General features: G+C 74.1%; 25 protein-coding genes. 15 read left to right on the top strand and 10 right to left on the bottom strand.

Translation table 11 applies throughout. The features are described from left to right. Positions 1–43 precede the first annotated feature (43 nt). On the bottom strand, positions 44–511 hold the full coding sequence (locus IF09_RS0110070; protein WP_078613165.1) for an indole-3-glycerol phosphate synthase: 468 nt from the start codon (positions 509–511) through the stop codon (positions 44–46). 148 nt (positions 512–659) lie between these two features. After that, on the bottom strand, positions 660–1,433 hold the full coding sequence (locus tag IF09_RS0110065) for a pyrimidine reductase family protein (protein ID WP_030294122.1): 774 nt from the start codon (positions 1,431–1,433) through the stop codon (positions 660–662). Between the two features lie 84 nt (positions 1,434–1,517). Between IF09_RS0110065 and zapE the strand changes: the two genes are divergently transcribed. The 5 genes from zapE to IF09_RS0110040 all read left to right on the top strand — a co-directional run bounded on the left by zapE (position 1,518) and on the right by IF09_RS0110040 (position 6,645). Then, entirely contained in the window at positions 1,518–2,582 is a 1,065-nt protein-coding gene (gene zapE / locus IF09_RS0110060) for a cell division protein ZapE (RefSeq protein WP_106975026.1), read from the top strand. 69 nt (positions 2,583–2,651) lie between these two features. Further along, on the top strand, positions 2,652–3,077 hold the full coding sequence (locus IF09_RS0110055; protein WP_030294119.1) for an OsmC family protein: 426 nt from the start codon (positions 2,652–2,654) through the stop codon (positions 3,075–3,077). A gap of 167 nt (positions 3,078–3,244) precedes the next feature. Further along, a complete protein-coding gene (locus IF09_RS0110050) occupies positions 3,245–4,597 on the top strand; it encodes an alkaline phosphatase PhoX (RefSeq protein WP_030294118.1) in 1,353 nt (450 codons plus the stop codon). A 212-nt stretch (positions 4,598–4,809) separates the two neighbouring features. After that, positions 4,810–5,640, top strand: coding sequence for a PPK2 family polyphosphate kinase (locus IF09_RS0110045; RefSeq protein ID WP_051832315.1), 831 nt, complete (start codon positions 4,810–4,812; stop codon positions 5,638–5,640). Between the two features lie 84 nt (positions 5,641–5,724). Then, positions 5,725–6,645, top strand: coding sequence for a polysaccharide deacetylase family protein (locus IF09_RS0110040; RefSeq protein WP_030294114.1), 921 nt, complete (start codon positions 5,725–5,727; stop codon positions 6,643–6,645). A gap of 16 nt (positions 6,646–6,661) precedes the next feature. Here IF09_RS0110040 and IF09_RS0110035 read toward each other — a convergent pair whose 3' ends face one another. Genes IF09_RS0110035 through IF09_RS0110020 form a run of 4 tightly spaced genes read right to left on the bottom strand, consistent with a single transcriptional unit; the run spans position 6,662 to position 9,013 of the window. Beyond that, entirely contained in the window at positions 6,662–6,862 is a 201-nt protein-coding gene (locus IF09_RS0110035) for a hypothetical protein (protein WP_030294113.1), read from the bottom strand. Between the two features lie 14 nt (positions 6,863–6,876). Continuing rightward, positions 6,877–7,530 carry a hypothetical protein gene (locus IF09_RS44525; RefSeq protein ID WP_030294111.1) on the bottom strand — a complete coding sequence of 218 codons (654 nt, stop codon included), beginning with the start codon at positions 7,528–7,530 and terminating at the stop codon, positions 6,877–6,879. After that, the gene (locus IF09_RS44520) at positions 7,527–8,342 is read right to left on the bottom strand and encodes an ABC transporter ATP-binding protein (protein WP_030294110.1); all 816 of its coding nucleotides are present in this window, start codon (positions 8,340–8,342) and stop codon (positions 7,527–7,529) included. The genes IF09_RS44525 and IF09_RS44520 overlap by 4 nt, the downstream gene beginning before the upstream one ends. Continuing rightward, positions 8,339–9,013 carry an AIM24 family protein gene (locus IF09_RS0110020; protein ID WP_030294108.1) on the bottom strand — a complete coding sequence of 225 codons (675 nt, stop codon included), beginning with the start codon at positions 9,011–9,013 and terminating at the stop codon, positions 8,339–8,341. Before IF09_RS0110020 ends, IF09_RS44520 begins: the two co-directional genes overlap by 4 nt. 71 nt (positions 9,014–9,084) lie before the next feature. On the opposite strand from IF09_RS0110020, the gene IF09_RS0110015 reads away from it, so the two are divergent. From IF09_RS0110015 to IF09_RS0110000, 4 genes are all read left to right on the top strand, one after another. Further along, positions 9,085–9,852 (top strand): aminoacyl-tRNA hydrolase, encoded by a 768-nt coding sequence (locus IF09_RS0110015; protein WP_030294107.1) that lies wholly within the window; start codon positions 9,085–9,087, stop codon positions 9,850–9,852. Positions 9,853–9,979: 127 nt separating this feature from the next. Next, a complete protein-coding gene (locus IF09_RS0110010; protein WP_030294105.1) occupies positions 9,980–11,338 on the top strand; it encodes a DUF692 family multinuclear iron-containing protein in 1,359 nt (452 codons plus the stop codon). Then, positions 11,335–12,411 carry a TIGR04222 domain-containing membrane protein gene (locus IF09_RS0110005; RefSeq protein WP_030294103.1) on the top strand — a complete coding sequence of 359 codons (1,077 nt, stop codon included), beginning with the start codon at positions 11,335–11,337 and terminating at the stop codon, positions 12,409–12,411. The genes IF09_RS0110010 and IF09_RS0110005 overlap by 4 nt, the downstream gene beginning before the upstream one ends. A gap of 241 nt (positions 12,412–12,652) precedes the next feature. Further along, a complete protein-coding gene (locus IF09_RS0110000; protein WP_078613175.1) occupies positions 12,653–14,359 on the top strand; it encodes an alpha/beta fold hydrolase in 1,707 nt (568 codons plus the stop codon). A gap of 131 nt (positions 14,360–14,490) precedes the next feature. Here the strand turns inward: IF09_RS0110000 and hemQ are convergent, their stop codons facing one another. Together hemQ and hemG are read right to left on the bottom strand one after the other, a co-directional pair. Then, positions 14,491–15,204, bottom strand: a complete 714-nt coding sequence (gene hemQ, locus IF09_RS0109995; RefSeq protein ID WP_030294100.1) for a hydrogen peroxide-dependent heme synthase — start codon at positions 15,202–15,204, stop codon at positions 14,491–14,493. 23 nt (positions 15,205–15,227) lie between these two features. Continuing rightward, positions 15,228–16,688: a protoporphyrinogen oxidase gene (gene hemG / locus IF09_RS0109990; protein ID WP_051832311.1), complete on the bottom strand. Its 1,461-nt coding sequence runs from the start codon at positions 16,686–16,688 to the stop codon at positions 15,228–15,230. A gap of 165 nt (positions 16,689–16,853) precedes the next feature. Here hemG and IF09_RS0109985 point away from each other — a divergent pair, with 165 nt between their 5' ends. Continuing rightward, positions 16,854–17,873, top strand: coding sequence for a DUF4349 domain-containing protein (locus IF09_RS0109985; protein WP_037634488.1), 1,020 nt, complete (start codon positions 16,854–16,856; stop codon positions 17,871–17,873). Between the two features lie 60 nt (positions 17,874–17,933). Beyond that, positions 17,934–19,316: an FAD-dependent oxidoreductase gene (locus tag IF09_RS0109980; RefSeq protein ID WP_030294093.1), complete on the top strand. Its 1,383-nt coding sequence runs from the start codon at positions 17,934–17,936 to the stop codon at positions 19,314–19,316. Positions 19,317–19,364: 48 nt separating this feature from the next. Here IF09_RS0109980 and IF09_RS0109975 read toward each other — a convergent pair whose 3' ends face one another. Then, positions 19,365–21,044 (bottom strand): replicative DNA helicase, encoded by a 1,680-nt coding sequence (locus IF09_RS0109975; RefSeq protein ID WP_051832301.1) that lies wholly within the window; start codon positions 21,042–21,044, stop codon positions 19,365–19,367. Positions 21,045–21,220: 176 nt separating this feature from the next. Here IF09_RS0109975 and IF09_RS45535 point away from each other — a divergent pair, with 176 nt between their 5' ends. Then, positions 21,221–21,382, top strand: coding sequence for a hypothetical protein (locus tag IF09_RS45535; protein WP_158709943.1), 162 nt, complete (start codon positions 21,221–21,223; stop codon positions 21,380–21,382). Between the two features lie 17 nt (positions 21,383–21,399). On the opposite strand, the gene hemE is transcribed toward IF09_RS45535, so the two are convergent. Beyond that, on the bottom strand, positions 21,400–22,407 hold the full coding sequence (gene hemE / locus IF09_RS0109965) for a uroporphyrinogen decarboxylase (protein ID WP_234320951.1): 1,008 nt from the start codon (positions 22,405–22,407) through the stop codon (positions 21,400–21,402). Positions 22,408–22,594: 187 nt separating this feature from the next. Between hemE and IF09_RS0109960 the strand changes: the two genes are divergently transcribed. From IF09_RS0109960 to IF09_RS0109950, 3 genes are all read left to right on the top strand, one after another. Continuing rightward, a complete protein-coding gene (locus IF09_RS0109960) occupies positions 22,595–23,251 on the top strand; it encodes a DUF3000 domain-containing protein (protein ID WP_030294087.1) in 657 nt (218 codons plus the stop codon). A 306-nt stretch (positions 23,252–23,557) separates the two neighbouring features. Further along, positions 23,558–24,220, top strand: a complete 663-nt coding sequence (locus IF09_RS0109955) for a helix-turn-helix transcriptional regulator (protein WP_007267191.1) — start codon at positions 23,558–23,560, stop codon at positions 24,218–24,220. A gap of 125 nt (positions 24,221–24,345) precedes the next feature. Continuing rightward, positions 24,346–25,617 carry an HRDC domain-containing protein gene (locus tag IF09_RS0109950; RefSeq protein WP_030294085.1) on the top strand — a complete coding sequence of 424 codons (1,272 nt, stop codon included), beginning with the start codon at positions 24,346–24,348 and terminating at the stop codon, positions 25,615–25,617. Positions 25,618–25,709: the final 92 nt, after the last annotated feature.

Raw genomic sequence — 25,709 nt, 5'->3', positions numbered from 1 at the left:
TCTCGGCGTGCGGACCGTCCCGGCGCGTGTGTCGGACGCCAGCCTATTCGTTGTGGGCGAAGAGCTTGAGCACCGGAACCCCGACCTTGTGGCGCGCGCGGGAGGCCCAGTCCCGGTGGAAGAACTCCTCGACGAAGTGCGGGGCGGTCAGGACGATCACCTCGTCGGCGTTCGATTCCTCCACGACGCTCTTCAGCTTGTCGAGCGGGTGGTCCTCGATGATCTGTCCGCTGGCCTGGGCGCCCTTCTTGCGCAGGGCCTCCAGGGAGTGGACGAGCGCCTGCTCGGCCGGGCCGCGGGCGGCGTGGCCCTCGGGTACGTCGGCCTCGCGGAGCGCCTCGGGGAGCTCGCCGAGCGCCACGTCGTCGATGGCCCGCAGCAGCCGGTCCTGGTCGCCCCGGGGCTGCATGAGGACGAGGAAGGAGACCGGGTCGTCCCCGTGCAGGCTGGTGACGAAGTCCACGTCGACGCTGGTCAGCGGCTGCTCGATCATCAATACGCTCGTGAACACGGACGCCCTCTCCTTCATGGGCCAGGACCGGTCGGCCGGCCCCTGCGGAAACCATCCTGCCCCGCTCTCGCACGGGGCCTTGCGGGGGTATGTCTGCCCAGGTATGTGCCCACCGGAAGCTAAGCGGAACAAGAAATTCCGCCCCTTCTCAGATCCGACGGTAGCTCGTGAAGAGGAACCCGGCCTCCTCCAGTACGGAGGCGGGCGCCAGCCGGTGCGGCACGGCGACGGAGGGCCCTCCGGAGATGCGCTGGGCGCCGCCCGCCGTCAGCATCGGCGAGATCGTCAGGCACAGCTCGTCCAGCGCGTCCGCGGCCACGAACTGCCCCAGCAGCCGGGGGCCGCCCTCGGTGAGCTGGCGGCGCAGCCCCCGTTCCGCGAGCTCCCGCACCACCCGGGCCGGATCCGCGCCGGCCCCGCTGCCGGCCACCACGACCTCGGCCCCGGCCTTGACGGCGGCGGCCACCCGGTCGGCGGGCGCGGTCGCCCCGGTCACCACGAGGGTGGGCACCAGGGGGGAGGTGAAGAGGGGGAGCGAGAAGTCCAGGTCGAGGCTGGCCGTGACCACCGCGATGGCGGGCGCGGGGCCCTGCCCGGCGGCCTCACGCCGGGCCGCGAAGGCCTCCCGGGCCCGGGCCGGGCGGTAGCCCTCCTGGCGAACCGTTTCGGCGCCGACGACCACCACATCGGCCAGGGCCCGCAGGGTCCCGAAGATCCGCATGTCGGTCTCGCCGGAGATCGGCTGCGAGCGCCCGTCGTGCTGGGCCGCGCCGTCCAGGGTGGAGACCATGTTGGCCCGCAGCCAGTGGCCCTCCGGGCCGGGCTCGGGGTACGCGTACGCATCCGCCAGCTCGTCCAGCGACCACTCGCGGTCACCGTGGTCGGCTGGTGTCTGATCGGTCACAGGGAACAGGCGTCGCATCGGTGCAGTGTGCCACGCCCCGTAGAGTTAAGAGCTGTGTCAACATCACTCTCCACCTCCGGATCCACCTACGGGCGACCCCCGATAGCCGGCCCGGCCGACGTCGGCCCGCAGGCCCTGTGCGCCCGCGAGCCGCGGGTGCCCGCCGAACGGCTGGTGGCCGAGATGGTGCCGCCGCCCCGTTTCGACTCGGTGCGCTTCGACACGTACAACCCGGACCCCGGTCAGCCGAGCCAGTCCGAGGCCGTCACCGTGCTCAGCGGCTTCGCCGCCGGGCTGGGCGGAGCCCACGCGAGCGGCGGCGGCAAGCGCCGCTGGTTCACGAAGAAGGCCCCCGTCGCCACCGGCCCGCGCGGGGTCTACCTCGACGGCGGCTACGGCGTCGGCAAGACCCACCTGCTGGCCTCCCTGTGGCACGCCACCCCGGCCGAGCCCGCACTGAAGGCCTTCGGCACCTTCGTGGAGCTGACCAACCTGGTCGGCGCGCTCGGCTTCCAGCAGACGGTCCAGACCCTGGGCGGCCACCGCCTCCTGTGCATCGACGAGTTCGAACTGGACGACCCGGGCGACACCGTCCTCGTCTCCTCGCTGCTCAGCCGCCTCGTCGAGCAGGGCGTGGCGCTGGCCGCCACCTCCAACACCCTGCCCGGCAAGCTCGGCGAGGGCCGGTTCGCCGCCGCGGACTTCCTGCGGGAGATCCAGGGGCTCTCCGCGCACTTCCGCCCGCTGCGCATCGACGGCCAGGACTACCGCCACCGCGGCCTGCCGGAGGCGCCGGCGCCGTTCTCGGACGAGCAGGTCACCAAGGCCGCGTACGCCACCGAGGGCGCGAGCCTGGACGACTTCCCGGGCCTCCTCGAACACCTGGCCCGGGTCCACCCCAGCCGGTACGGCGCCCTCACGGACGGCATAACGGCGGTCTGCCTGACCGACGTCGGTCCGGTCCCGGACCAGTCGACGGCGCTGCGGCTGGTGGTCCTCGCCGACCGCCTCTACGACCGCGAGATACCGGTGCTGGCATCGGGCGTCCCCTTCGACAGGCTCTTCAGTGAAGAAATGCTGAACGGCGGCTACCGCAAGAAGTACTTCCGGGCCATCTCGAGGCTCACTGCGCTGGCGCGCGACGCGAAACCCCTGGTGTCCCAGTAGGTTTGGAGGCGCCGGCCGTTCCGTACGGACGACGGTCCGGCCGTTCCCCATCCTCCGAAGGGATCCACCATGGCCACCACGCGTACCGCGCACACCGACTGGGAAGGCAACCTGCTCAAGGGCGCCGGCGTCGTCACCCTCGACTCCTCGGGTCAAGGCTCGTTCGACGTCTCCTGGCCCTCGCGCGCCGAGGCCGCGAACGGCAAGACCAGCCCGGAAGAGCTGATCGCCGCCGCGCACTCCAGCTGCTACTCGATGGCCCTCTCGCACGGCCTGGACGGTGCCGGCACCCCGCCCACCCGGGTGGAGACCAAGGCCGATGTGACGTTCCAGCCGGGTGAGGGCATCACCGGCATCCACCTGACGGTACGCGCCGAGGTCCCGGGCCTGGACGCCGAGGGCTTCGCCGCGGCCGCGGAGGACGCGAAGAAGAACTGCCCGGTCAGCCAGGCCCTGACGGGCACGACGATCACCCTGAGCGCAGAGCTGATCTGACGGTCCGGCCGGCAGAGCCGCCGGCCGGCCTGATCCGGCCTCGCCGGCGCTTGATGCGCGGTGGCCGGGCCCCCGGGGAGCGGGGGCGGGGCTCGGCGCGTCCTGGCGCGGGGGGCGGGGCCGCGTGGTAACACGGCCCCGTCACCCCCTCGCCCCGGGAGCCGCCGATGTCCGTCACCCGCCGTACCCTGCTCGCCGCCGGAGCCGGCATCGGTATCGCCTTCACCGGAGCCCTCGGCGCCCTCTTCGCCGGGAGCTCCCACGCCACCCCGCCCCTGCAGGGGTACGGGCCGCTGCTCCCCGACCCCGGGAAGCTGCTCGACCTCCCCGCCGGCTTCCGCTACCGGGTGCTCTCCCGCGCCGGCGGCCCCCTCCGTTCCGGCGAGGGCACCGTACCGGCCAACTGCGACGGCATGGCCGCCTTCGACGCGGGCTCCGGCCGCGTCCGCCTCGTCCGCAACCACGAGAACCGCACCACCGCCGCCCTCCGCGTCCCCGCCGTCGACGGCCTCACCTACGATCCCCACGCCCTCGGCGGCTGCACCCTCCTCGGCCTCGACGCCGGCGGCAGCGTCACCGCCGAGCGCGTCGCCCTCGCCGGCACCGCCGTCAACTGCGCGGGCGGCCGCACCCCCTGGAACACCTGGCTCAGCTGCGAGGAGACCGAGGACCGGGCCGGGACGTCCGGGTACACCAAGGACCACGGCTACGTCTTCGAGGTCGACCCCGCCGACCCGCACCGCTCCGGCGCCGTCCCGCTCACCGCGATGGGCCGCTTCGCGCACGAGGCCGTCGCCGTGGACCCGTACCGCGGGACCGTCTACGAGACCGAGGACGCCTTCGTCGAGCCCTTCGGGCTCTTCTACCGGTTCCTGCCCGCGCAGCCCCTCCGCGGCCCCGGCTCCCTCCGCGCCGGCGGCACCCTCCAGGCCATGCGCGTCCCGGGACTGGCCGACCTCGGCGTCGTGGACGAGCCCGGCGCCGAGTTCCCGGTCGAGTGGGTCCCCGTACCGGACCCCTCCGCGGCCGGCACCCCGATCCGGTTCCAGGACTTCGGGCCGGGCGGGATCACCCACGCGCAGAAGCTGGAGGGCTGCTACTGGGGCGACGGCGGCGTCCACTTCGTCTCCAGCTACGCCCGCACCCTCGAGGGCGCGGCCGCCGACCACCACGGCCAGGTGTGGTTCCACGACCCGCGGCGCGCCACGATCCGCCTGGACGTGCTCTTCGGCCCGGCCGCCGACATCCGGCTGCCCGGGGACTCCCCCGACAACATCTGCCTGGCCCCGGACGGCGGCCTGATGGTGTGCGAGGACGGCGGCGGAGCGCAGTACGTCTTCGGCGTCACCCCGGCCGGCGAGGTCTACCCGATGGCCCGCAACGCCGACGACATCGGCCGGCCCGGGGCCCCGGAGTGGGGGGAGTTCGCCGGGGTCACCTTCTCCCCGGACGGGCGGACGATGTACGTCAACGCCTACGCGCCGGGAACCACCTTCGCCGTGACGGGTCCCTGGCGCTGAGGACCGGCCGCCGTGCCCTCGCGACCCCGTCCGATCTGGTGGAGGATCGGAGGGAATCGATCGGATCGGGGTAGGTGGCGGTGGCCAGGAAGACCAAGAAGAAGGACGAGAAGGACGAGAAGGGCAAGGACGCCAGGGGCGCAAAGGCCGGCAAGGCCCCGCAGCGGGCCGAGAAGGCCCGGCGGGCCGAGCCGCCCGCCCCCGACGCCCCGCTGCGGCCGCTGCTCCGCGTCCCCGCCCGCGAGCGCATCGACCTCGGTGCCTTCGATCCCGCCGCGACCCCCGGCGGCCCCGCCGGCAAGGCGGCCGGCCTGGCCGCCACCGCGCAGCTGGCCGGGCCGCTCGCCTCCCTCCAGGAACGGCTGTACGCGGCCAGCACCGCCGGCGACCGCCGCCGCGTCCTGCTCGTACTCCAGGGCACGGACACCAGCGGCAAGGGCGGCACCGTCAAACACGTGATCGGCTTCTTCAACCCCGCGGGCTGCCGTGTCCGGGCCTTCAAGGCGCCCACCCCCGAGGAGCACAGCCACCCCTTCCTGTGGCGCATCAAGCAGGCCCTCCCCCTGCCGGGCGAGATCGGCATCTTCGACCGCTCGCACTACGAGGACGTCCTCGTCGCCCGCGTCCGCGAGCTGGTCTCGCGCAGCGAGCTGAACCGCCGCTACGCCCAGATCAACCGGTTCGAGGAGTCCCTCGCAGAGGACGGCGTGACCGTGGTGAAGGTGCTCCTCCACATCAGCTACGAGGAGCAGCGCAAGCGGCTGCTGGAGCGGCTCGACAACCCCGACAAGCACTGGAAGTTCAGCCGGGCGGACATCGACGAGCGCGGCCTGTGGTCCGAGTACCGGCACGCGTACGAGCTGGCCCTGGAGCGCTGCTCCGGCGACAGCGCACCCTGGTACGTCGTCCCCGCGGACCGCAAGTGGTACCGCAACTGGGCGGTCAGCAAGCTGCTGCTGGAGCATCTGGAGGAGATCGGTCCGCGCTATCCCGCGGCCGGCTTCGACGTCGAGGCGTGCCGCGCCCGGCTGCTCGAAACCTGAGGGGGACGTGGCGGGCGGGCGATTCGCAGGCCCGCCCTCGCGCCGCTGCGATCTGCTTGGCAGATGGTCATATATTTTGCCTGCGTGACCCTTTCTGTGCGCAATGTGGCGGTCGCGGCCGCCCTCAGTGCCGCTCTCTGCGCCGCCCTCGCCGGCTGCGGAGGCGGCAGCGGCACCTCCGGCTCCGGTGCCGGTTCCGGCGGCCAGGCCCGTATGGCAACCCCCGGGGCCTCCGCGCCGCCGGTCTCCCCCGCCCCGCCGCACACGGCCGGCTCCTCCCCGGCCGCCTCCCCGCCGCCCGCCAAGGCCCCGACCTTGGCGCCCGGCCCGAACGGCCTGACCCCGGTCTTCGAGCGGGCGAAGCAGCAGACCGACAAGACCGTCGCGCTGACCTTCGACGCCGACATGACCTCCGACCAGGGGCAGCGCGCCGCGGACGGGGAGCACTTCGACAACCCCCGGCTGATCGCGACCCTGCGGGGGCTCCAGGTGCCCTCGACGATCTTCATGACGGGCCGCTGGGCCGAGGAGTACCCGGACCAGGCCAAGTCGATCGGCACCGACCCGAACTTCGAGATCGCGAACCACTCGTACAGCCACCACGCCTTCACCTCGCCCTGCTACGGGCTCCCCGCGCTCGACGCCGCCGCCGCGCGGGCCGACGTGGACCGGGCCTTCGCCGCCTTCCGCACGGCCGGCGCGGTCAACACGGTCCCGTACTTCCGCTTCCCGGGCGGCTGCTACGACGACCAGGCGCTGCGCGCCGTGTCCACGGCCAAGGTCACGGCCGTCCAGTGGGACGTGGTCAGCGGGGACGCCTTCGCCAAGGACCCGGACGCGGTGGCCGAGCAGGTCCTCACCGGGGTGAAGCCGGGCTCGGTGGTGGTGATGCACTGCACGCGCAGCGCCGCCCCGGTCACCGAGGAGGCCATCCGGAAGATCGTCCCGGAGCTGCGCAAGCGCGGCTACCGCTTCGTGAAGGTGTCCGAACTCATCGGGAAGTAGACGGGGTGGCGCGGCCTCAGCCGGAGCAGGCCGAGCGCTGCGCGTCCTGCCACTCGCACACCGGGCACAGCACCCGGCCCGGGGTCGCGACCCCGTACTCGGTGGGCCTGCTGCACTCCACGCAGTCCGCGTACGGCGGCCCGGCCACCTGCCCGGCCTGCGCCGCCGGGGCGGGGCAGTACGACTCGGTTCCGGTCGGCGCGTCCACTTCGTCCATGACTCCGAGCGTACTCAGCCCCGGCGCGCGCTGACGAAGCAGGCCGCCGCGCCCGCCCCGCAGGCCAGCGCCACCGCCCCCGCGAAAGCCGCCAGCGGCAGCGTCACGGCCTCCGCCCGGGAACCCTCCACCAGCACGGTCACCGCGCTGCGCGCCGGGGAGCCGGCGATGCCCCAGGCCAGCAGGGAGCCCAGGCCGCCCGCCAGGACCGCGAGGCCCGTCGAACGCAGCAGCGGCCGGCTGCACAACGCCCCCACGGCCGCCCCGGTCAGCGCGCACGCGTGGGCCGCCAGCACCCCGGCCAGGGCGGCGTCCTCCGGCTCCACCTTGCGCCCGGGGTTGCCGATCAGCAGCACCACCACCGTGCCCACGGACCCGGCCAGCAGCGCCCCGCCCAGCGCGACGAGCAGGGCCGCCGCGTGCACCCGTCCGGGACCGGCCGCGGCGGCCGCACAGTCGCGGGCGGCATCGGGCTCGTTGGTCACGCAGACCCGGACCAGCCATGCCGTCACCGGCACCAGTCCGGCGGCCGCGAAGCCCAGCGAGTCGAGCAGGGGATCGCCCGGCCGGACCCCTGCGGCCAGGAACGCCGCGTACACGAGCAGCGGTGCGATCCAGCGCTGGGAGCGCAGCAGCAGCACGCTCTGGTATCGCAGCAGGCCGGTCACGGCAGTTCCTCCACGGCTCTGATGTGCCAGGGCGCGGGCGCGGTGAGCAGCTCGCGCAGCACGGCGTCGGACCGGGCGGCGGGCACCGTCAGCAGCAGGCCCCCGCCGGGCGCGGGCGCGGCGGCCAGGCCCGCGGGCGGCTCGGCTCCGGGCGGTCCGGCGGCCTCGATCCGTACGTACGGCCCCGCGCCGGCTGCCTCCCGTACGGGAACCAGCGCGGCCCCCTCGACCCGGTGGTGCGCATCGGCCGAGCCGGCGAGCCGCGCCGGGTCGTGGTCGACGAAGACCACCGTGCCCCCGGCTGCGGTCCGCTCGGCGACGGCACGGTCCAGCTCGGTGCGGGCGGCCACGTCCAGCCCCGTCCAGGCCTCGTCGAGGACGAGCAGCCCGGGCTCGGCGAGCAGCGCCTGCGCGACGGCCACCTTCTGGCTGCTGCCCTTGGAGAGTTCGGCCAGCGGGGTGTGCGCGTACCCGGCCGCCCCGAACCGCTCGAGCCAGTCGGCCGCCCGGGCCGCCGCCTCGGAGCGTGCCAGCCCGTGCACCCGTCCCATGTGGGTGAGGTAGGCCGTCGCGGTGAGCGGCAGCGCCGCCGGGAAGCGCTCGGGCACGTAGGCCGTGCGCCGCGGCCGCCCGGTGATCCGCCCCTCGGACGGGGTGTCGATCCCGGCGACGATCCGCAGCAGGGTGGACTTGCCGCCGCCGTTGGGGCCTTCGATGCGGACGAGGGCGCCGGGCGGCAGGTCGAGAGAGACCCCGCGCAGCACCCAGGGCCGCCGCAGTCCGTAGCGGCGGCCCACACCGGTCAGCTTCAGTGCGCCGCCGCCGTCTCGGTCACCTCGCTGGGCCGGACGATGACGAAGCCCTCGCCGCGCAGCATCAGCTGGACGGCCTCGCCGGAGCCGCCCCGGATCATCGAGCCGACCGACTGGGAGCGGTGCAGGCCCGTCTCCAGCTGGGCGCTCCAGCCGACCACCGCATCGGTGTCCACGTACACGGGGCTCTGCGCCGTGACCGGGATGATGATCGGGTGGCCGTCGCAGACCACGGCGAGCTTGCCGGTGCCGGTGAAGAGGCTGTTGAAGAGGCCGCCGCCGGTCATGCCGGCGCCCTTCACCATCTTTATCTCGTACGAGAGCGTGGGGTCGAAGCAGAGCACGTTGCGGCCGTTGATGGTCAGCGCGTCGCCGGGTTCGAAGTCGATGATGAAGCAGTTGCCGGCCTGGTGCGCGAACCAGGCCTCGCCCTGTCCGCGTACGGACATCAGCGCGAGGCCCTCGCCGGTGACGGCGCGCTTGAGCATGCCGCCTATGCCCTGGCCCTTGCGCTCGAACTGGAGGTTCCCCCGGAAGGCGACCATCGAGCCCTGACGGGCCAGCATTTCACCGTTGACGGTGTACTTCACGGACTTGGCGTTCTGCAGGGTCATGCCCGGAGCCGCCGACGGCTGGGCCAGGTTCTCGGAGGCAAAAAGATCACTCTTCATGACCCCGATCCTCACCCGGCCCGGGACCCCGCGGCATCATCCTCAAGGCGGAGGCTGGCATCCTTGGCGGGATGAGCAGCCAGCACCGGAACCACACTTCAGACGTACCTGCGGTCGGGGCGGACAGCCCGTTCCGGCAGGAGCACGTCGCCCGCGACGAGGCGCGGCAGTTCGTACTGCCCCTGGTGGTGCGGATCGAGAAGGCCGAGCCGCCCGCCCGGACGGACGCGCTGGAGACGGCGGCCCGGGCGGTACTGGTCCTGCTGACGGACGAGCGGGCCCACGGCGAGGGCGAGTGGGCCGATGCGGTCCGGGACTGGCAGGACGCGCGGATCCGGAAGGTGGTGCGGCGGGCGCGCGGGGCGGAGTGGCGCAAGGCCGGCACCCTGCCCGGCGTCACGGTGCACGGTGACGCGGTGGAGGTACGGGTCTTCCCGCCGGTGCCGTTGGACGGCTGGCCCAAGGAGCTCGCGAAGCTCCAGGTCTCGGGGACCGACCTGGACGACCCGGAGCCGGCCGCCCCGGCCGCCGCGGGGACTGCGGTGCTGTGGCTCAACCCGGACCTGGAGATGTCCGCCGGCAAGGCGATGGCCCAGGCCGGGCACGCGGCGCAGCTGGCGTGGTGGGAGCTGACCGGCGCGGAGCGCACCGCCTGGCAGGACTCCGGTTTCCGGCTGGCCGTACGGACGGCGGCGCGCGAGCGGTGGGCGGAGCTGAGCGGGAGCGGGCTGCCGGTGGTCCGGGATGCCGGTTTCACGGAGATCGCCCCCGGCTCGGCGACGGTGGTCGCGGACCATCCGGCCCTGCGGGCGCGGCTCTCGGGCGGCGTGTCGCGCTGACCCGGCCGGCCCGGACAGCGCGCACCCGGAACCTCAAATGTTGCTCTGAACGTCCCTTTCCGCGATTGGCCTGACTCCGTCGGGGCCATCACACCGGCACACGACCGATGAGAGGGGGCGAGGGGACATGGAGACCATGGCGCACCTGGGGGTGGGCATCGGATGGCGGCCGGAGATCGCTGACGCGGTGGAGCGGCTGCCGGGCCTGGACTGGGTCGAGGTGGTGGCCGAGAACATCTGCCCCGGCCACCTGCCCGCATCACTGCTGCGGCTGCGCGAGCGCGGGGTGCGTGTCGTACCGCACGGGGTCTCGCTGGGACTCGGCGGCGCCGAACGGCCCGACGCGCAGAAGCTGGCCGCACTCGGGGAGCGGGCGGTGGCGCTGGGGGCGCCGCTCGTCACCGAGCACATCGCGTTCGTCCGGACGGCATCGCCGGCGCTGGAGGCGGGGCACCTGCTGCCCGTGCAGCGGACGCGGGACGCGCTGGACGTGCTGTGCGAGAACGTCCGGATCGCGCAGGACGCGCTGCCGGTGCCGCTGGCGCTGGAGAACATCGCCGCGCTGATCTCGTGGCCCGGGGAGGAGCTGACGGAGGCCCGGTTCCTGACGGAGCTGGTGGAGCGGACGGGGGTCCGGCTGTTGATCGACGTCGCCAACCTGCACACGAACCGGGTGAACCGGGGGGAGGACCCGTTCGCCGTGCTGGACGCGATCCCGCTGGAGGCGCTGGCGTACGTGCACGTCGCCGGGGGTGTGGAGCGGGGCGGGGTGTGGCACGACACGCATGCGCATCCGGTGCCGGCGGTGGTGCTGGACATCCTGGCGGAGCTGCGGAAGCGGGTGGAGCCGGCGGGCGTGCTGCTGGAGCGGGACGACGATTTTCCGGCGGAGGCGGAGCTGGCCGGGGAACTGGCCGCCATTCGGGGGGTGACGGGCCCTGCGGGGCTGTCCCCTACCCGCCCTTCCCCCTCCCCCGGACTCCGGCCGGAAGGGACCCCCACCCGGGGCTCCGCCCCGGACCCCGCGCCTCGAACGCCGGCGGGGCCGGAGGGTGAAGAGCCGGCCGGGCCGGATCAGCGGGCTCGGACCGGGGTCGGGCTGGAGCAGGGGGCGCTGTTGTCGGCGCTCGTGGCCGGAACGCCCGTGCCCGAGGGGTTCGACCGGCAGCGCGTACGGGTGCAGGCGCGGGCTCTGGCCGCGAAGCGGGCCGGTGTCGTCGCGAAGCTCGCCCCCGAGCTGCCCGGGATCCTGGGGGGTGAGGACCCGTACCGCGAGGCCTTCCTCGCGTACGCCCGCAACCGGCCCATGACCGCCGGATACCGGCGGGACGCCCTCGACTTCGCCGAGCACCTGCTGATCCAGGACCTGCCCGCCGACCCCGCGGCCCGGCACCGGCTCACCACCTGGTGGCGGGACCGGGTCGGGGCGCGGCCGCCGCGCCGGATCGTGCGCTGGGCCCGGTCCCTCGTGGGACGTGCGGCATGAACGTACTCGCCGTCGCGATCTGGATCGCCGTCGTCGTCTCCACCGTCCTGCTGCTCCGCGGAATCCGGCGTTCCCGCCCGCCGTGGGCCGGTCCGGCCCCGCGTCTGCACGATCTGTCCGAGGCCGCGTTCATGGCCGGCGGTCCCGGCGCGGTCGTGGACTCCGCGCTCGTCTCGATGCTCGGGGACGGCCGGCTGGTGGTCGGCGGTCCCGGGATCGTCCAGGTACGCCCCGGCGCGCGGGCCGGCGACACCGCCGAGCGGGCCGTGATCGAGGCCCTGCGGCAGGCTCCGTCCGGCTGGCTCTACCAGGTGCGGTACGCCGCCATGACCGACCCCGCCGTCCAGGAGACCGGGGACGCGCTGGCCGCGCGCGGGCTGCTCGCCGCGCCCGGCTCCGGGCGGAAATGGCGGCGCTGGGCGCTGGCCCAGGCCGTGGTGTGCGCGGTGTGGGTGGTGTTCTCCCTGCCCCTCACTTTCGTGGCGCTGGCGCTCGATTCCGGCCCGCAGGTGCCGTTCGCCATCAAGGTCTTCCCCGCGCTGATGGGCGGGATCGTCATGGGATGCGCCCTCGCCGCCCGGGCCAGGCAGCGGCTCACCCCGGCGGGGCAGGCGGCGCTGCGCGAGATCCGCACGCAGTACCTGAACGACCAGACCCCGCACGTGCAGACCGCCCTGTACGGGCTGCGCGGCCTGCGGGACCCGTACCTGCGGGAACAGCTGGTGCCGGCCGCGCGCAGCACCCGGCTGGCGGCCGCGCAGTCGCGCTCCGCGCGCCGGGGCCCGTCCTCGTCGAACTCGTCCTCGTCCTCGTCGGACTACTGCGGGTCTTCCGCCGCGGTCCTGCCCGTCGTGTGGTGCGCCGGCAGCAGCGACGGCGGCGGAGGCTCCGGGTCCGGCTGCGGATCCACCGGGTCCGGCTGCGGGTCCTCGGGGTCGAGCTGTTCCTCCTCGGGCTCGGGCTGCGGGTCCTCGTCCGGCGGCAGCAGCTGCGCGAGCAGCAGCTCCAGCTGTTCCAGCAGTTCGAGTTGCAGCAGTTCGTCCGGTTCGAGCTGCAGCAGCAGCAGTTCCTGACCGGCATTCCCCCACCTCCGCATCTGGTGGCTGCTGCTCGTGGTGCTGGACCGGGAGCGGGGTGACGCGCAGTCCCCCACGGCGGTGCGGCCGGGCGGGGTCCCGGTGCCCGAGGATCCCGCCCTACGGGCGGCATCGGGGGGCAACCGGGGGATTGCGGCCGACACCCGGCGGTGGTCCTGTACAGGGCCCCGCCCAGCGCATCTCATCAGCTCATCCGAAGAGATGAAGGCGGCCCATGATGCGGACTCCGCTCGCCCGCTGCGCAGTCGCCGCGGCGGTCCTCTCCCTCACCCTGTGCATCCCGACCCCGCACGCGCACGCGACCGCCCCCGGCCCCGACGGCGTCGGCCACGCCGCGGGGGCGGCCGCCGCAAGCGCAGGCTCCGCGGCGCGGACAGCCGCTGCGGACGCCGGCGCCGAACTCGTCGCCCACCGTTCCGCCCAGGCGGCCACGGCCGGCGGGCTCCGCTTCGGGCGGTGTGCCTCCGTCGAGGAGTTGCCCTCCAGCGTGCAGTGCGCGAGCCTGCGGGTTCCGCTCGACTACGCCCGGCCCGACGGGCCTCAGATCTCCCTCACCGTCAGCCGGGTCGCCGCCACCGGCAGCGGTGGCGCCGCGCGCCAGGGGGCGCTCGTCTACAACCCCGGCGGTCCCGGCGCCTCCGGGATGTTCTTCCCGCTGGTCGGCGACCTCCCCGAGTGGGAGCGCATCGCTGCCGCCTACGACCTCGTCGGCTACGCCCCGCGCGGAGTCGGCCGTTCCGCCCCGCTGTCCTGCGAGGACCCCGCCGTCCGCGCGAAGGGCCCCACCCAGGTCCCGGCGGAGCCCTCCGCCGCGTACAAGCAGCAGCGCGTCGCCGCCGCCCGGGCCTACGCCCGCGGCTGTGCGCAGCGGGCCGGCGCGGCCCTGCGGCACTACTCGACCCTCGACAACGTCCGCGACCTGCACGTGCTCCGTGCCGCGCTCGGCGAGGAGAAGCTGACCTTCATGGGCGCCTCGTACGGCACCTACCTGGGCGCCGTCTACGCCACACTCCACCCCGGCCGCGTCCGCCGGATGGTCCTCGACTCCGCGGTCGACCCCGACCCGCGCCACATCTGGTACCTCAACAACCTCGGCCAGGCACCGGGGTTCGAGCGCCGCTGGTACGACTTCCGCGCCTGGGCCGCCCGGCACCACGCCACGTACCGGCTGGGCGCCACCCCTGCCGCCGTACAGGCGAGCTACGAGCGCGTGCGGGACGCGGTGGCGCGCACTCCGGCCGACGGGACCGTCGGCACCGGTGAGCTCCAGGCCGCCTTCCTGCAGGCCGCGTACTACGACGACGTCTGGCCGGAGCGGGCGGCCGCCCTCAGCGCCTTCCTGGCCGGCGATCCGGTTCCGCTGGCCGAACAGGCGCGCCCGGACCCGGAGTCGGCGGCCGCGCGGGAGAACGAGCGGGCGGTGTACACGGCGGTGCTGTGCAACGACGCCGCCTGGCCCGCGGACTGGGAGACCTGGGACCGCGACAACACCGAACTGGCGCGCCGGGCGCCGTTCGAGACCTGGGCCAACGCCTTCCTCAACCTGCCGTGCGCGTACTGGCCGGTCGCCGAGCGGAAGCAGCCGGTGGTGGTGGGCGCGCAGCCGGGGGCGGTCCCCCGCACGCTGGTCGTCGCGGCGGAGCGGGACGGGGCGACCCCGTACCCGGGCGCGCTGGAGCTGCAACGGCGGCTCGGCGACGGGGCCGCGCTGGTCACCGAGGAGGGGGCCGGGGCCCACGGAGTGGTCGGCGGACGCAATGACTGCGTGGACCGTCACGTGGAGCGGTACTTGCTGACGGGTGACACCTCGGGGTGGCGTGTCACGTGTGCGCCGCATCCGGAGCCCGCACCGGTGTCGTTGGACGACCGGGCAGCACGAACCCCCGGGAAGGTACCCAGGGCCCTGCTGCCGCCAGTCGTCTGAACTTCCGGGCGGGATCTCCGGCTGCGTCGTTTCGGGGGTCAGGCCGTCATCCGGACCAGCCTCCCGATCCACCGGAGGCCGCTCCCCAGTCAAGAGAGCGGTCTTCCGGTTCCTTCCCCCCAGGGGAGGTATCAGGCGAGTCCGGCCACCAGATCGGCGACGGACTTGCGGCGTCCGGTGTAGAAGGGCACTTCTTCACGGACGTGCATACGGGCCTCGGAGGCACGCAGGTGACGCATGAGGTCGACGATGCGGTACAGCTCGTCGGCCTCGAAGGCCAGCATCCACTCGTAGTCGCCCAGCGAGAAGGACGCGACGGTGTTGGCGCGGACGTCGGGGTAGCCGCGGGCCATCTTGCCGTGGTCCGCGAGCATGCGGCGGCGGTCCTCGTCGGGCAGCAGGTACCAGTCGTACGAGCGCACGAACGGGTAGACGCTGACGTAGTCGCGGGCGACCTCGTCGGCCAGGAAGGCCGGGATGTGCGACTTGTTGAACTCGGCCGGGCGGTGCAGGGCCATGTTCGACCACACCGGCTCCAGCGCGCGGCCGAGCCGGGTGCGGCGGAACAGGTTGTACGCGGTCTGCAGCTCGTCCGAGGTCTCGGCGTGCCACCAGATCATGATGTCCGCATCGGCGCGCAGGCCGGAGACGTCATAGGTGCCGCGGACGGTGATGTCCTTGGCGGCCAGCTGGTCGAACAGCTCCTGGACCTCGTCGGCGTAGCCGGTGCGGTCCTCGGGCAGGACGTCCTTCAGCTTGAAGACGGACCACAGGGTGTAGCGGATGACCTCGTTGAGGTCCTTCGCCTTCTTCCCCGCGTTGGGAATCTTCTCTGGTGCAGTCATGTGTCCATTGTCCCGTGTGCTGATCAGTGGTCCGTGCCAGGGGTGCCCAACGTGGCCTTCACCACGTCGGCGGCCTTGCCGGCGCTCGCGATGCACGCCGGGATGCCCACCCCGTCGTACAGCGCTCCGCACACCGCGAGGCCCGGCAGGGCTGCGACGGCACCGCGGATCCGGGCCACGCGGGCGAGGTGGCCGACCGGGTACTGGGGCAGGCCGGCGTCCCAGCGGGTGACGGTGGAGGCGACCGGCCGGGCCGCGAGGCCCACGGCCTCCCCGAGGTCGCGCAGCGAGACCTCGACCAGCTCGGAGTCCTCGCGCCCCAGGTCGCCCTCGTCGCCGTACCGGCCGACCGAGGTGCGCAGCAGGAAGAGCCCGGGGTCGGCGCCGGCCCAGGCCCACTTGTTGCTGGAGAAGGTGGAGGCCTTGATCGTCCGGCCGTCGACGGGCGGTACGAGGAACCCGCTGGCGCCGCCCTCGGTGATCGCGGCGGGCAGCTCGGAGCGCCGGAACGCCATCGTCACCAAGGCCATCGAGGCGTACTCGACGGTCCGCAGCTCGGCGGCCGCGGCCGGCGCGAGCCCGTCGAGCAGCCGGGCGGCGGGCCCGGCCGGGACGGCCAGCACCACGGCATCGGCGTCGATGACCTCCGCGCCGGTGACGACCCTCCAGCCCCCGGCCGTACGGAGGAGCTCGCGCACGGCGGTACCGGTGCTGATCCGCGCCCCGGCCGCCCGGCATGCCTCGGCCACGGCCTGCGGGAGCCGTCCGATACCGCCGTCGATGCCGGAGAAGACGGGACGGGCGGCCTGCTGGGGCTGCTGCGCGGCGGCCCGGTGCTGGAGTTCGCGTACACCGTCGCCCAGCGAGGCGTGCGTACGGGCGGCTTCGAAGAGCTGCGGGACGGCGGCGCGCATGGAGATGCGGTAGGCGTCGCCGGCGTAGACCCCGCCGAGGAGCGGCTCCACCAGGCGGTCGACGACCTCGTGGCCGAGGCGGGCGGCGACGTACTCGCCGACGGCGACGTCGTCGCCGATCTCGGCGGGCGGCAGCGCGCGTTCGGCCTCGATCCGGGCCAGGCCCTCGGCGGAGAGCACCCCGGAGGCGGCGAGCGGCGCCAGGTCGCCGGGGACGCCCATGACATGGCCGCGGGGCATGGGCCGCAGCGCGCCGCGGGTCCACAGGTGGGCGGTGGCGGTGGCGGGAGACTGGAGGGCCTCGCCGAGGCCCACGGCCCGGGCCAGTTCCAGTGCTTCGGGGCGGCGGGCGAGCACGGACTCGGCGCCGAGGTCGACGGGGGCGCCGGCGAGCTCGCCGGCGAGCAGCTTGCCGCCGAGGCGCGGCCCCGCCTCGAGGAGCGTGACGTTCAGGCCGTCGGCGAGCAGCCGGTGGGCCGCGGCGAGGCCGGCGATGCCGCCGCCGATGACGACGGCGTGCCGGGCCGGCGCCGCCGCGCCCGCCGGGGCTGCCGCGCCGTCCGTACGCATGTCCGCTTCGTGCATGGACACATCGTCTCAGACCGTTCCCGTACCGATCACCGAGGCCGGACCGTGACCGCATCGGGACCGGCTCGGGACCGCCGCAGCGAAACCCGCGACGGGCCCCTGTACGTCACACCGGCGACATCAGCCGATCCTCGGGGGGTACCACCGATGCGCACCATCACCAGAGGCACCGCCGTGAGACACCGCGGCGCGCTCACCCTGGCCGCCCTGTCCCTGGCCGGAGCCCTCGCGCTCACGGGCTGCGGCGCCGGCCAGGACACCGCCGGCCCGGCCTCGGCCGACAAGGCCGCGGTCGGCGCCCGGGAGGGCGCGGCCCAGGGCAAGCCGGGGGCGGCAGCGGCGGCTCCCCCGGCGGCCGCGGGGAACTCGGGCTCCGATGCGGCCAAGAACGGGCAGCAGCCGGCCGCCGTACGTCCGCACGTCATCCGTACGGCGACGCTCGCCCTCGAGACGGCGGACGCCCAGAAGGCCCTGGCCGCGGCCCGCACGGCGGCGGAGGGCGCGGGCGGGTACGTGGGCACCGAGTCCACCGGGCGCGGCGAGGACGGCCGGATGACGTCCACGCTGACGCTGCGCGTGCCGGGCGACCGCTTCGACGCGGTGCTCGGCGCGTTGGAGGGCAGCGGGAAGCTGCGCAGCCGCAAGGTCGAGACGAAGGACGTGACCGAGAAGGTCGCGGACGTCGACAGCCGGGTCAAGTCGCAGCAGGCGAGCGTCGCCCGGGTGCGGGACATGATGGACAGGGCCTCGGCGCTCGGCGACGTGGTGATGCTGGAGAGCGAGCTGAGCAAGCGGCAGTCGGACCTGGAGTCGCTGCTCGCGCAGCAGACGGCGCTGAAGGACCAGACCTCGATGGGCACGATCACGATGGAGGTCTCGGAGCCGGCGCCCAGGGCGGCTCAGAAGCCGAAGGACGAGGAGCCGACCTTCCTGGGCGCCCTGAGCGGCGGCTGGGACGTCTTCACGGCGATCGTGCGGTACCTGACCCTGGTGGTCGCCGTCCTGCTGCCGTTCGCGGTGACGGCCGCGGTCGTGCTGCTGTGCTTCCGCTTCCACCGGCGGCTGCGCCCGGCGAAGCCGAAGGCGGGGCCGGCGGCGAAGGAGGTCCCGGCCGTACCGGGGGCGCGGTCCGCGGAACCGACGGAAAAGACCGACGTCCCGGACTGAACACGCATTCGGCCGTAGCGTGTTCGGTACGAGACGGCGGTGCGGAGGACGGGGCGGACGATGGCGACGGAACGACTGGTGGTGGTCGGCGGTGACGCGGCGGGGATGTCCGCCGCGTCACAGGCCCGGCGGCTCAAGGGCCCGGCGGAGCTGGAGATCGTCGCCTTCGAGCGCGGGCACTTCACGTCGTACTCGGCGTGCGGGATCCCGTACTGGATCGGCGGCCGGGTCGCCGGGCGGGACGAGCTGATCGCCCGTGCACCCGAGGAGCACCGGGCCCGGGACATCGACCTGCGCATGCGCACGGAGGTGGTGGAGCTCGACCTGGCCGGGGGCCGGGTGCGTGCCCGGGATCTGGAATCCGGATCCGAATCCTGGACGGGCTACGACAAGCTCGTCCTGGCCACGGGAGCCCGGCCGGTCCGCCCTCGGCTGCCCGGGATCGGCGCGCACGGGGTGCACGGGGTGCAGACCCTGGACGACGGCCAGCGGCTGGCAGACACGCTGGAGCGTACGGAGGGCCGCAGGGCGGTCGTCGTCGGCGCGGGCTACATCGGCGTGGAGATGGCGGAGGCGCTGGTCGCCCGGGGGTACGAGGTCACGGTCCTGCACCGCGGGCAGCAGCCGATGGCGACCCTGGACCCGGACATGGGCGCTCTGGTGCACACCGCGATGAACCGGATGGGGATCCGTACGGTGTCCGGGGCCGAGGTCACGAAGATCCTCGCGGACGATCAGGGCGCGGTCCGCGCAGTGGCCACGGCGGCGGGGGACGAGTACCCGGCGGACGTGGTGGTCCTCGGCATCGGCGTGGAGCCCCGTACGTCGCTGGCCCGCGCGGCGGGGCTGCCGCTGGGCGAGTCCGGCGGCGTCCTCACGGACCTCTCGATGCGGGTCCGGGGCCACGAGAACATCTGGTCGGGCGGCGACTGCGTGGAGGTCCTGGACCTGGTGGCGGGGCGGATGCGGCACATCCCGCTGGGCACGCACGCCAACAAGCACGGCCAGGTGATCGGTTCGGGCGTGGGCGGCGGCTACGCCACCTTCCCGGGAGTGGTGGGCACGGCGGTGAGCAAGGTCTGCGACCTGGAGATCGCCCGTACGGGCCTGCGCGAGAAGGACGCCCTGGCGGCGGGCCTGCGCTTCGTCACGGCGACGATCAGCTCGACGACGACGGCGGGCTACTACCCGACGGCGGCGGACATGACGGTCAAGATGCTGGCCGAACGCCGCACGGGCCGCCTGCTCGGCGTACAGATCGTCGGCGGCGCGGGCTCCGCGAAGCGGGTGGACATCGCGGCGGTGGCCTTGACGGCCGGCATGACGGTGGACCAGGTGGTCACCCTGGACCTGGGCTACGCCCCACCGTTCTCCCCGGTCTGGGACCCGGTCCTGGTGGCGGCCCGCAAGGCGGTGAGCGCCGTCCGCTCGGCGGGCGTCTGATCCGCGCCGCGGCGGCCGGTCATGCGCGGCGGGCCGCGGGGTCCGGCTTCACCAGAACACTTCGGTGAAACGGGCGTAATGGCCCTGGAAGAGGAGGGTGACCACCGATGTGGGTCCGAAGCGGTTCTTGACGACCCACAGGTCCGCCTCGCCGGCGCGCGGGGACTCCCGGTCGTACGCGTCCTCGCGGTGCAGGAGGACCACGGCGTCCGCGTGTTCGGCCAGCCCGGTCTCCAGGTCGTCCAGGCCCGGCGGCTCGGAGGGCGCGTGGCCGGGCTGCCTCGTGAGCCGCGCGACCAGGACGACCGGCACCTGCAGCTCCCGCGCCATGAGCGCCAGGGCCTGCACGGTGGCGGACCGGTCCTGGGGGCCGCGGGGATCGTCGGGCCTGATCCACTGGACCGGGTCGATGACCACGAGTCCGAGGCCGTGGCGCCTCTTCCGCCTCCTGCACAGCCGGCGGATCTCGCGGACGGACAGGTCGGCCCGGTCGTGGAGGGTGAGCGGCGCCTCGTTGACGGCGGGCGTGCAGCCCACGACCCGCAGCCGCTCGTCGTCGCTCATCGTGCGCGCGAGCATGGTGTTCAGGTTGACCCGTGACTCTGCGGACAGCAGCCACAGCAGGGCCACTTCCTGTCCGGTGTCGGGGGCGAGGTAGAGCGTGGGCACGCGCTGGGCGATGGCGGCGCTTCGGACGATGCCGAGCGCGAGCATCGACTTCCCCATCCCCGCCGCGGCGGCGAGCAGCAGGAGCCGGCCGGGCCGGAGCCCGCCCAGCAGCGTGTCCACGTCCTGCCATCCGGTGCTGACGACACCTTCACCGCCCGCTGCGTCGATCCGGTCGAGCGCGGCCTTCAGCGGGTTCGCGATCCGCCCGGGGACGGCGTCGGCCGACTCCCGGAACACTGCGGCGAACTCTGCCTCGGCGTCGTCGAGCCAGGCGCGGGTGTCCCCCGGCGCACCGCGCAGGGCGGCCGAACCGAGCTCCGCCATCCGCTGTCCCGCGGTCACCAGCCGCCGCAGCTGGGCCCGCCGGCGTACGGCCTCCGCGGCGTCCGCGGCCTCCTTGCGGGTGGGGCGGCGGGGCAGGAGCGCGGTCAGCTCCGCGACGAGGGCGGCCGCCTGTCCGGGGGCGAGTTCGGGCACCCGCGCGGCCGTCTCGCGGGCCGTTTCGGCCGGGGTGGGGTCCGCGCCGGCCCCGTACCGTTCGACGATCACTTCGTAGAGGGCCCGGTGCACCGGCAGGAGGAAGTCCTCGGCGGCCAGGAGTTCCCCGACGTCGGCCACCGCATCGGCCGACACGAGCATCGCCCCGAGGGCCCTGCGCTCACTTTCCACGGCATGGACGTCGGCATCGCCGGGGTCCGGCTCCCGCCCGGCCGGCGAGGCCGCCCGGCAGAGCCGGACCAGCCGGTCCACCGCCTCCCGTACCGGCTCCCCGCCGCCCGCCCCGGCGTGGGCCTCCTCCGCGAGCCACGCCCCCAGGGCATGCGCCTGCCGCGGCGAGGGAACGACGGAGCCGTTGAGGATCTTGCCGACGACATGGTGCGTGAAGGTGCTGGGCAGCCGGTCGTCCTCCGTGACCCCACGGGCGATCGTGCGCAGCCCGGGCCGCCCTGCCGCGGCATACACCTGGTGCAGGGCGATCAGCAGATCGCGGTGCGGCCCTGCGGGCACCGAGGACTCGTCGGGCAAAACGATCCCGCGCTTGCCCCGTGCGTCCGTCATCACTGTCCCCAAAGCGTCGCGAACTGTCCCCCGGAGCCGGCAGCGACGGTCGGCGAGGGCCGGCACCGCAGATCATGCCGGTCGGGAACGCCGGATGTGTCGCGTTCCGTCGAGAAGCGGTCACCTGCTGTCGCGGTCGGCGCACGCTGGTGACACGTACTCGGGAAGGGGATCCCATGACCATGAGCGACGGCGCCGGGAACGATCCGGCCGCGACGCCGCGCCGCAGGACGGCGGTCCTGCGGCGCACCGTTCTCCTCGGGCTCGCCCGGGGCGCCTCGACCGCGCTGGGCAGCGCGGTCGTCGCCGCTCTGCTGTGGCGGCTGCGCACCCGGTGACGGGGCGGAGGCGTCGCTCAGCGGGCCGTCCGGGTGTGGACGTAGTCGACCAGGCGGGTCAGGGCGTCGGGGGGTGTGGTGGGGAGGACTCCGTGGCCCAGGTTGAAGACGTGGCCCTCCAGGCCCGACGCCGCCGCGAGGACCTCGTCCGTCTTCGCCCGCACGGCCTCCTCGGTGGAGAAGAGCACCGCCGGGTCCAGGTTGCCCTGGAGCGCCTTGCCGGGGCCGACCCGGCGGGCCGCCTCGTCGAGCGCGACCCGGTAGTCGACGCCCACGACGTCCGCTCCGGCCTCGCCCATCAGGCCGAGCAGCTCGCCCGTACCCACGCCGAAGTGGATGCGCGGGACTCCGTACGAGGCGACGGACTCCAGGACCTTGGCCGACGCCGGCATCACCGAGCGGCGGTAGTCCGCCGGCGCGAGCGCGCCGACCCAGGAGTCGAAGAGCTGGATCGCGGAGGCGCCGGCCTCGATCTGGACCTTGAGGAAGGCCGAGGTGATGTCCGCGAGGCGGTCCAGCAGGTCGGCCCAGAGCTCCGGGTCGCCGTACATCAGGGCCTTGGTGTGCTCGTGGTTCTTCGACGGGCCGCCCTCGACCAGGTAGCTCGCGAGGGTGAAAGGCGCACCGGCGAAACCGATCAACGGCGTGGCGCCCAGTTCACCCGTGAGCATGCCGATCGCCTCGGTGACGTACGAGACGTCCTCCGGGGTGAGGTCGCGCAGCTGTGCGAGGTCCTCGCGGCGGCGGATCGGCTGGGCGACGACCGGGCCGATGCCCGGCTTGATGTCCAGGTCGATGCCGATGGCCTTCAGCGGGACGACGATGTCGGAGAAGAAGATCGCCGCGTCCACGTTGTGGCGGCGGACCGGCTGGAGCGTGATCTCCGTGACCAGGTCGGGCCGCATGCACGACTCCAGCATCTGGGTCCCCTCGCGCACCTTGCGGTACTCGGGGAGCGAGCGCCCGGCCTGCCGCATGAACCACACCGGGGTGTGCGGCACCGGCTCCCGCCGGCACGCCTTCAGGAAGGCGGAATCGTACGTCTGACTCGGCTGGCCCTGGAATGGGGTCTCCCCGGCGCCGGCGGAGCCGTGCGCGAGGGGAAGGTCGTTGGCGCTCACGCGCCAAATCTTCGCACGTATGAAGAAGTGCCCGGCCCGGTGCGGGTGTCCCTGCGCCGCACGGACGCTCGTTCCGCCTAGTCTTCCCCGCATGGCTGCGGCTCAGGGACGATTTTCAGATGGCGCTGACGGTGTGGACAGCGCGAAGGAGAGCTCCGTCCCGCTCCCGTTCCGACGCGCGGTCGACGGCTTGAAGAAGGCGCGCCTGCGTCCGGGGATCGAGATCGACCCCACCAGACCGCCCCAGCGCCTGGCCCCGCACGCCTATGCACTCGAGGCCGCGGTCGTGGACGGCGAGGACGACCTGGCCGACGGCCGGCTCATCCTGCTCCACGATCCGTCGGGGCACGAGGCCTGGCACGGGACCTTCCGGCTGGTGACGCTCGTACGCGCCGAGCTCGAGCCCGAGATGGCCGCCGACCCCCTCCTCCCCGAGGTGTGCTGGTCCTGGCTGACGGGGGCGCTGGAGGCGCGCGGCCTGGCGTACGGGGAGGCGAGCGGGACCGTGACCATGGCGAGCTCGCACTACTTCGGCGGGCTCGCGGAGCGGCGGCCGGCGACGCAGATCGAGATCAGAGCCTCGTGGACGCCGCGCGAGGGCGTGGGCGGGGTGCCGGACACCTCGGCGCACCTGGCGGCGTGGTGCGAGCTGCTGTGCCAGATCGCAGGGCTGCCGCCGGTCGGGCCGACGGACTCGGGGACGGGTGTGGTCTCCCTGCCACAGCGACGCGGTCCGCACCACCCGTAGCCGCACGGCCGTACGGCGGCACCCGGTCGGCCCAGAGGCTCCGCGCACCGTCCGAATGCACCGAGCCCCGTAGAACGGCCGATCGAGCGTCGGCGGCGGGGTGTCGGAACCGGGCGCCCGTTGTGGGCTTCTGATCACCCGATGATCGATCGTGCGTCCGAATTGCCCGAATTGTTACTCACCAAATCGTGATCATTCCCTAAAGCCGGGCGGGTGACGTGCCGAAGGAGTCAGTGACCATCCGCACGGTTCGCACCGGCTTCCTTCCCCGAGCCGGCCGTCCCGCCACTCCCCCAGGAGGCCTAGGTGTCCGTTCTTCTCGAGCAGCCCGCAAGCCTGGTCGCCTACCGCCCGAACAAGCCGACGGCCATGGTCGTCGTGGCCGACCCGCGCGTGCGTTCCACCGTGACCCGCCATCTGTGGGCCCTCGGAGTCCGTGACGTGATCGAGGCGTCGTCCATCGCGGAGGCCCGCCCCCGCGTCGGCAGCCCGCGCGACATCTGCGTGGCCGACGTACACCTGCCCGACGGTTCCGGTCTCACCCTGCTCTCCGAGACGCGGGCCGCCGGCTGGCCGAACGGCCTGGCCCTGTCCGCCGCCGACGACATCGGCGCCGTGCGCAACGCCCTCGCGGGCGGAGTGAAGGGCTACGTCGTCACCGGCACGCGGACCAACATCGGGCTCCCCACCCGGCCCGGCGCCGCCCCCATCGGTGCCGCAGCCGCCCGTATGCACCGCCGCCCCCCGGGTGCCCCGAGCCACCCGGGCGGCTACCGCGAGCTCTCCGGCCGCGAGGTCGAGGTCCTGCGCCTCGTCGCGGAGGGCCAGTCCAACAAGGCCATCGGCGTCTCGATGGGCCTGTCCGCCCTGACCGTCAAGTCCCACCTCGCCCGGATCGCCCGCAAGCTGGGCACCGGCGACCGGGCCGGGATGGTCGCCGTCGCCCTGCGGACCGGGATCATCCACTGACACCCGCCCGGCGGCTCCCCGGGAAACTCCGGGGGAAGCCGGGGAAACACCCGAGCCTCCACCTCGCGCCCGTCGACGGAACGTTCCGGCGACGGGCGCGCCGTATCCGCGGATACCCTTGAGCGGTGACCGACGCCCAAGAGACCGCAGCAGACCTGCGCACCACCACCGGGGGCGGCCCCCCGGACGACGTCGAAAAGGCGCCGATTCCGTTGCTCGAGCCCCGTGAGGGGATCCCTCCGGTGGTCGCCGACGAGGACGCACTCGCCCGGGTGGTCGCGGCCTTCGCCGCGGGCACCGGGCCCGTGGCCGTCGATGCCGAGCGCGCCTCCGGATACCGCTACGGCCAGCGCGCCTATCTGGTGCAGCTGCGCCGCGAGGGCGCAGGATCCGCGCTGATCGACCCGGTCGGCTGCCCCGACCTGTCCGCACTCGGCGAGGCCCTGTCCGGTACCGAGTGGATCCTGCACGCCGCCACCCAGGACCTGCCGTGCCTGCGCGAAATAGGCATGGTTCCCACCTCCCTGTTCGACACCGAGCTGGCCGGCCGCCTCGCCGGCTTCCCGCGGGTCGGACTGGGCGCGATGGTCGAGAGCGTGCTCGGCTACGCGCTGGAGAAGGGCCACTCCGCCGTCGACTGGTCCACCCGCCCGCTCCCGGAGCCGTGGCTGCGCTACGCCGCGCTCGACGTGGAGCTGCTGGTGGACCTGCGGGACGCGCTGGAGAAGGAACTGGACCGGCAGGGCAAGCTGGAATGGGCCCGGCAGGAGTTCGACGCCATCGCCGCCGCCCCGCCCGCGCCGCCGCGCAAGGATCCGTGGCGCCGTACGTCCGGCATGCACAAGGTGCGCCGGCGCCGGCAGATGGCCGTCGTACGGGAGCTGTGGGAGTCCCGGGACCGGATCGCGCAGCGGCGCGACGTGTCGCCCGGCAAGGTGCTGGGGGACGCCGCGATCGTCGAGGCCGCGCTCGCGCTGCCGGCCAACGTGCAGGCGCTGTCGGCCCTGCCCGGGTACGGGCAGCGGATGGGCCGGCGCCAGCTGGAGCAGTGGATGGCGGCCGTGGACCGGGCGAAGGCCCTGCCCGAGAACGCACTGCCGCAGCCGGGTGCGACCCCGGCGGGTCCGCCGCCGCCGCGTTCGTGGGCGGACAAGGACCCGGCCGCCGCGGCGCGGCTGGCGGCCGCGCGTACCGCCGTCTCGGCGCTCGCGGAGGGCCTGAGCCTGCCGCAGGAGAACCTGATCACCCCGGACACGGTCCGCCGGCTGTGCTGGGAGCCGCCGCAGCGGCTCGAGGCGGACACGGTGGCGCAGGCCCTGGCGGACTACGGCGCCCGTCCGTGGCAGATCGAACAGGTGACGCCGGCGTTGGTCACGGCCCTGGCGGCGACCGCCTGACGCCCCGGTTTCCGAGCGAGCCCCCGGCCCCAGCGGCCGGGGGCTCTTTCTGTCCCGGTTCCGCAACAGGGGCGCGGAACCACTTTTGAACA

Origin of the sequence: Streptomyces katrae (assembly GCF_000717655.1) — a bacterium.
Lineage (GTDB): Bacteria > Actinomycetota > Actinomycetes > Streptomycetales > Streptomycetaceae > Streptomyces > Streptomyces katrae_B.
Note: the sequence above shows the minus strand (reverse complement) of the source record. Positions and strands in the feature narration are given on the sequence as shown.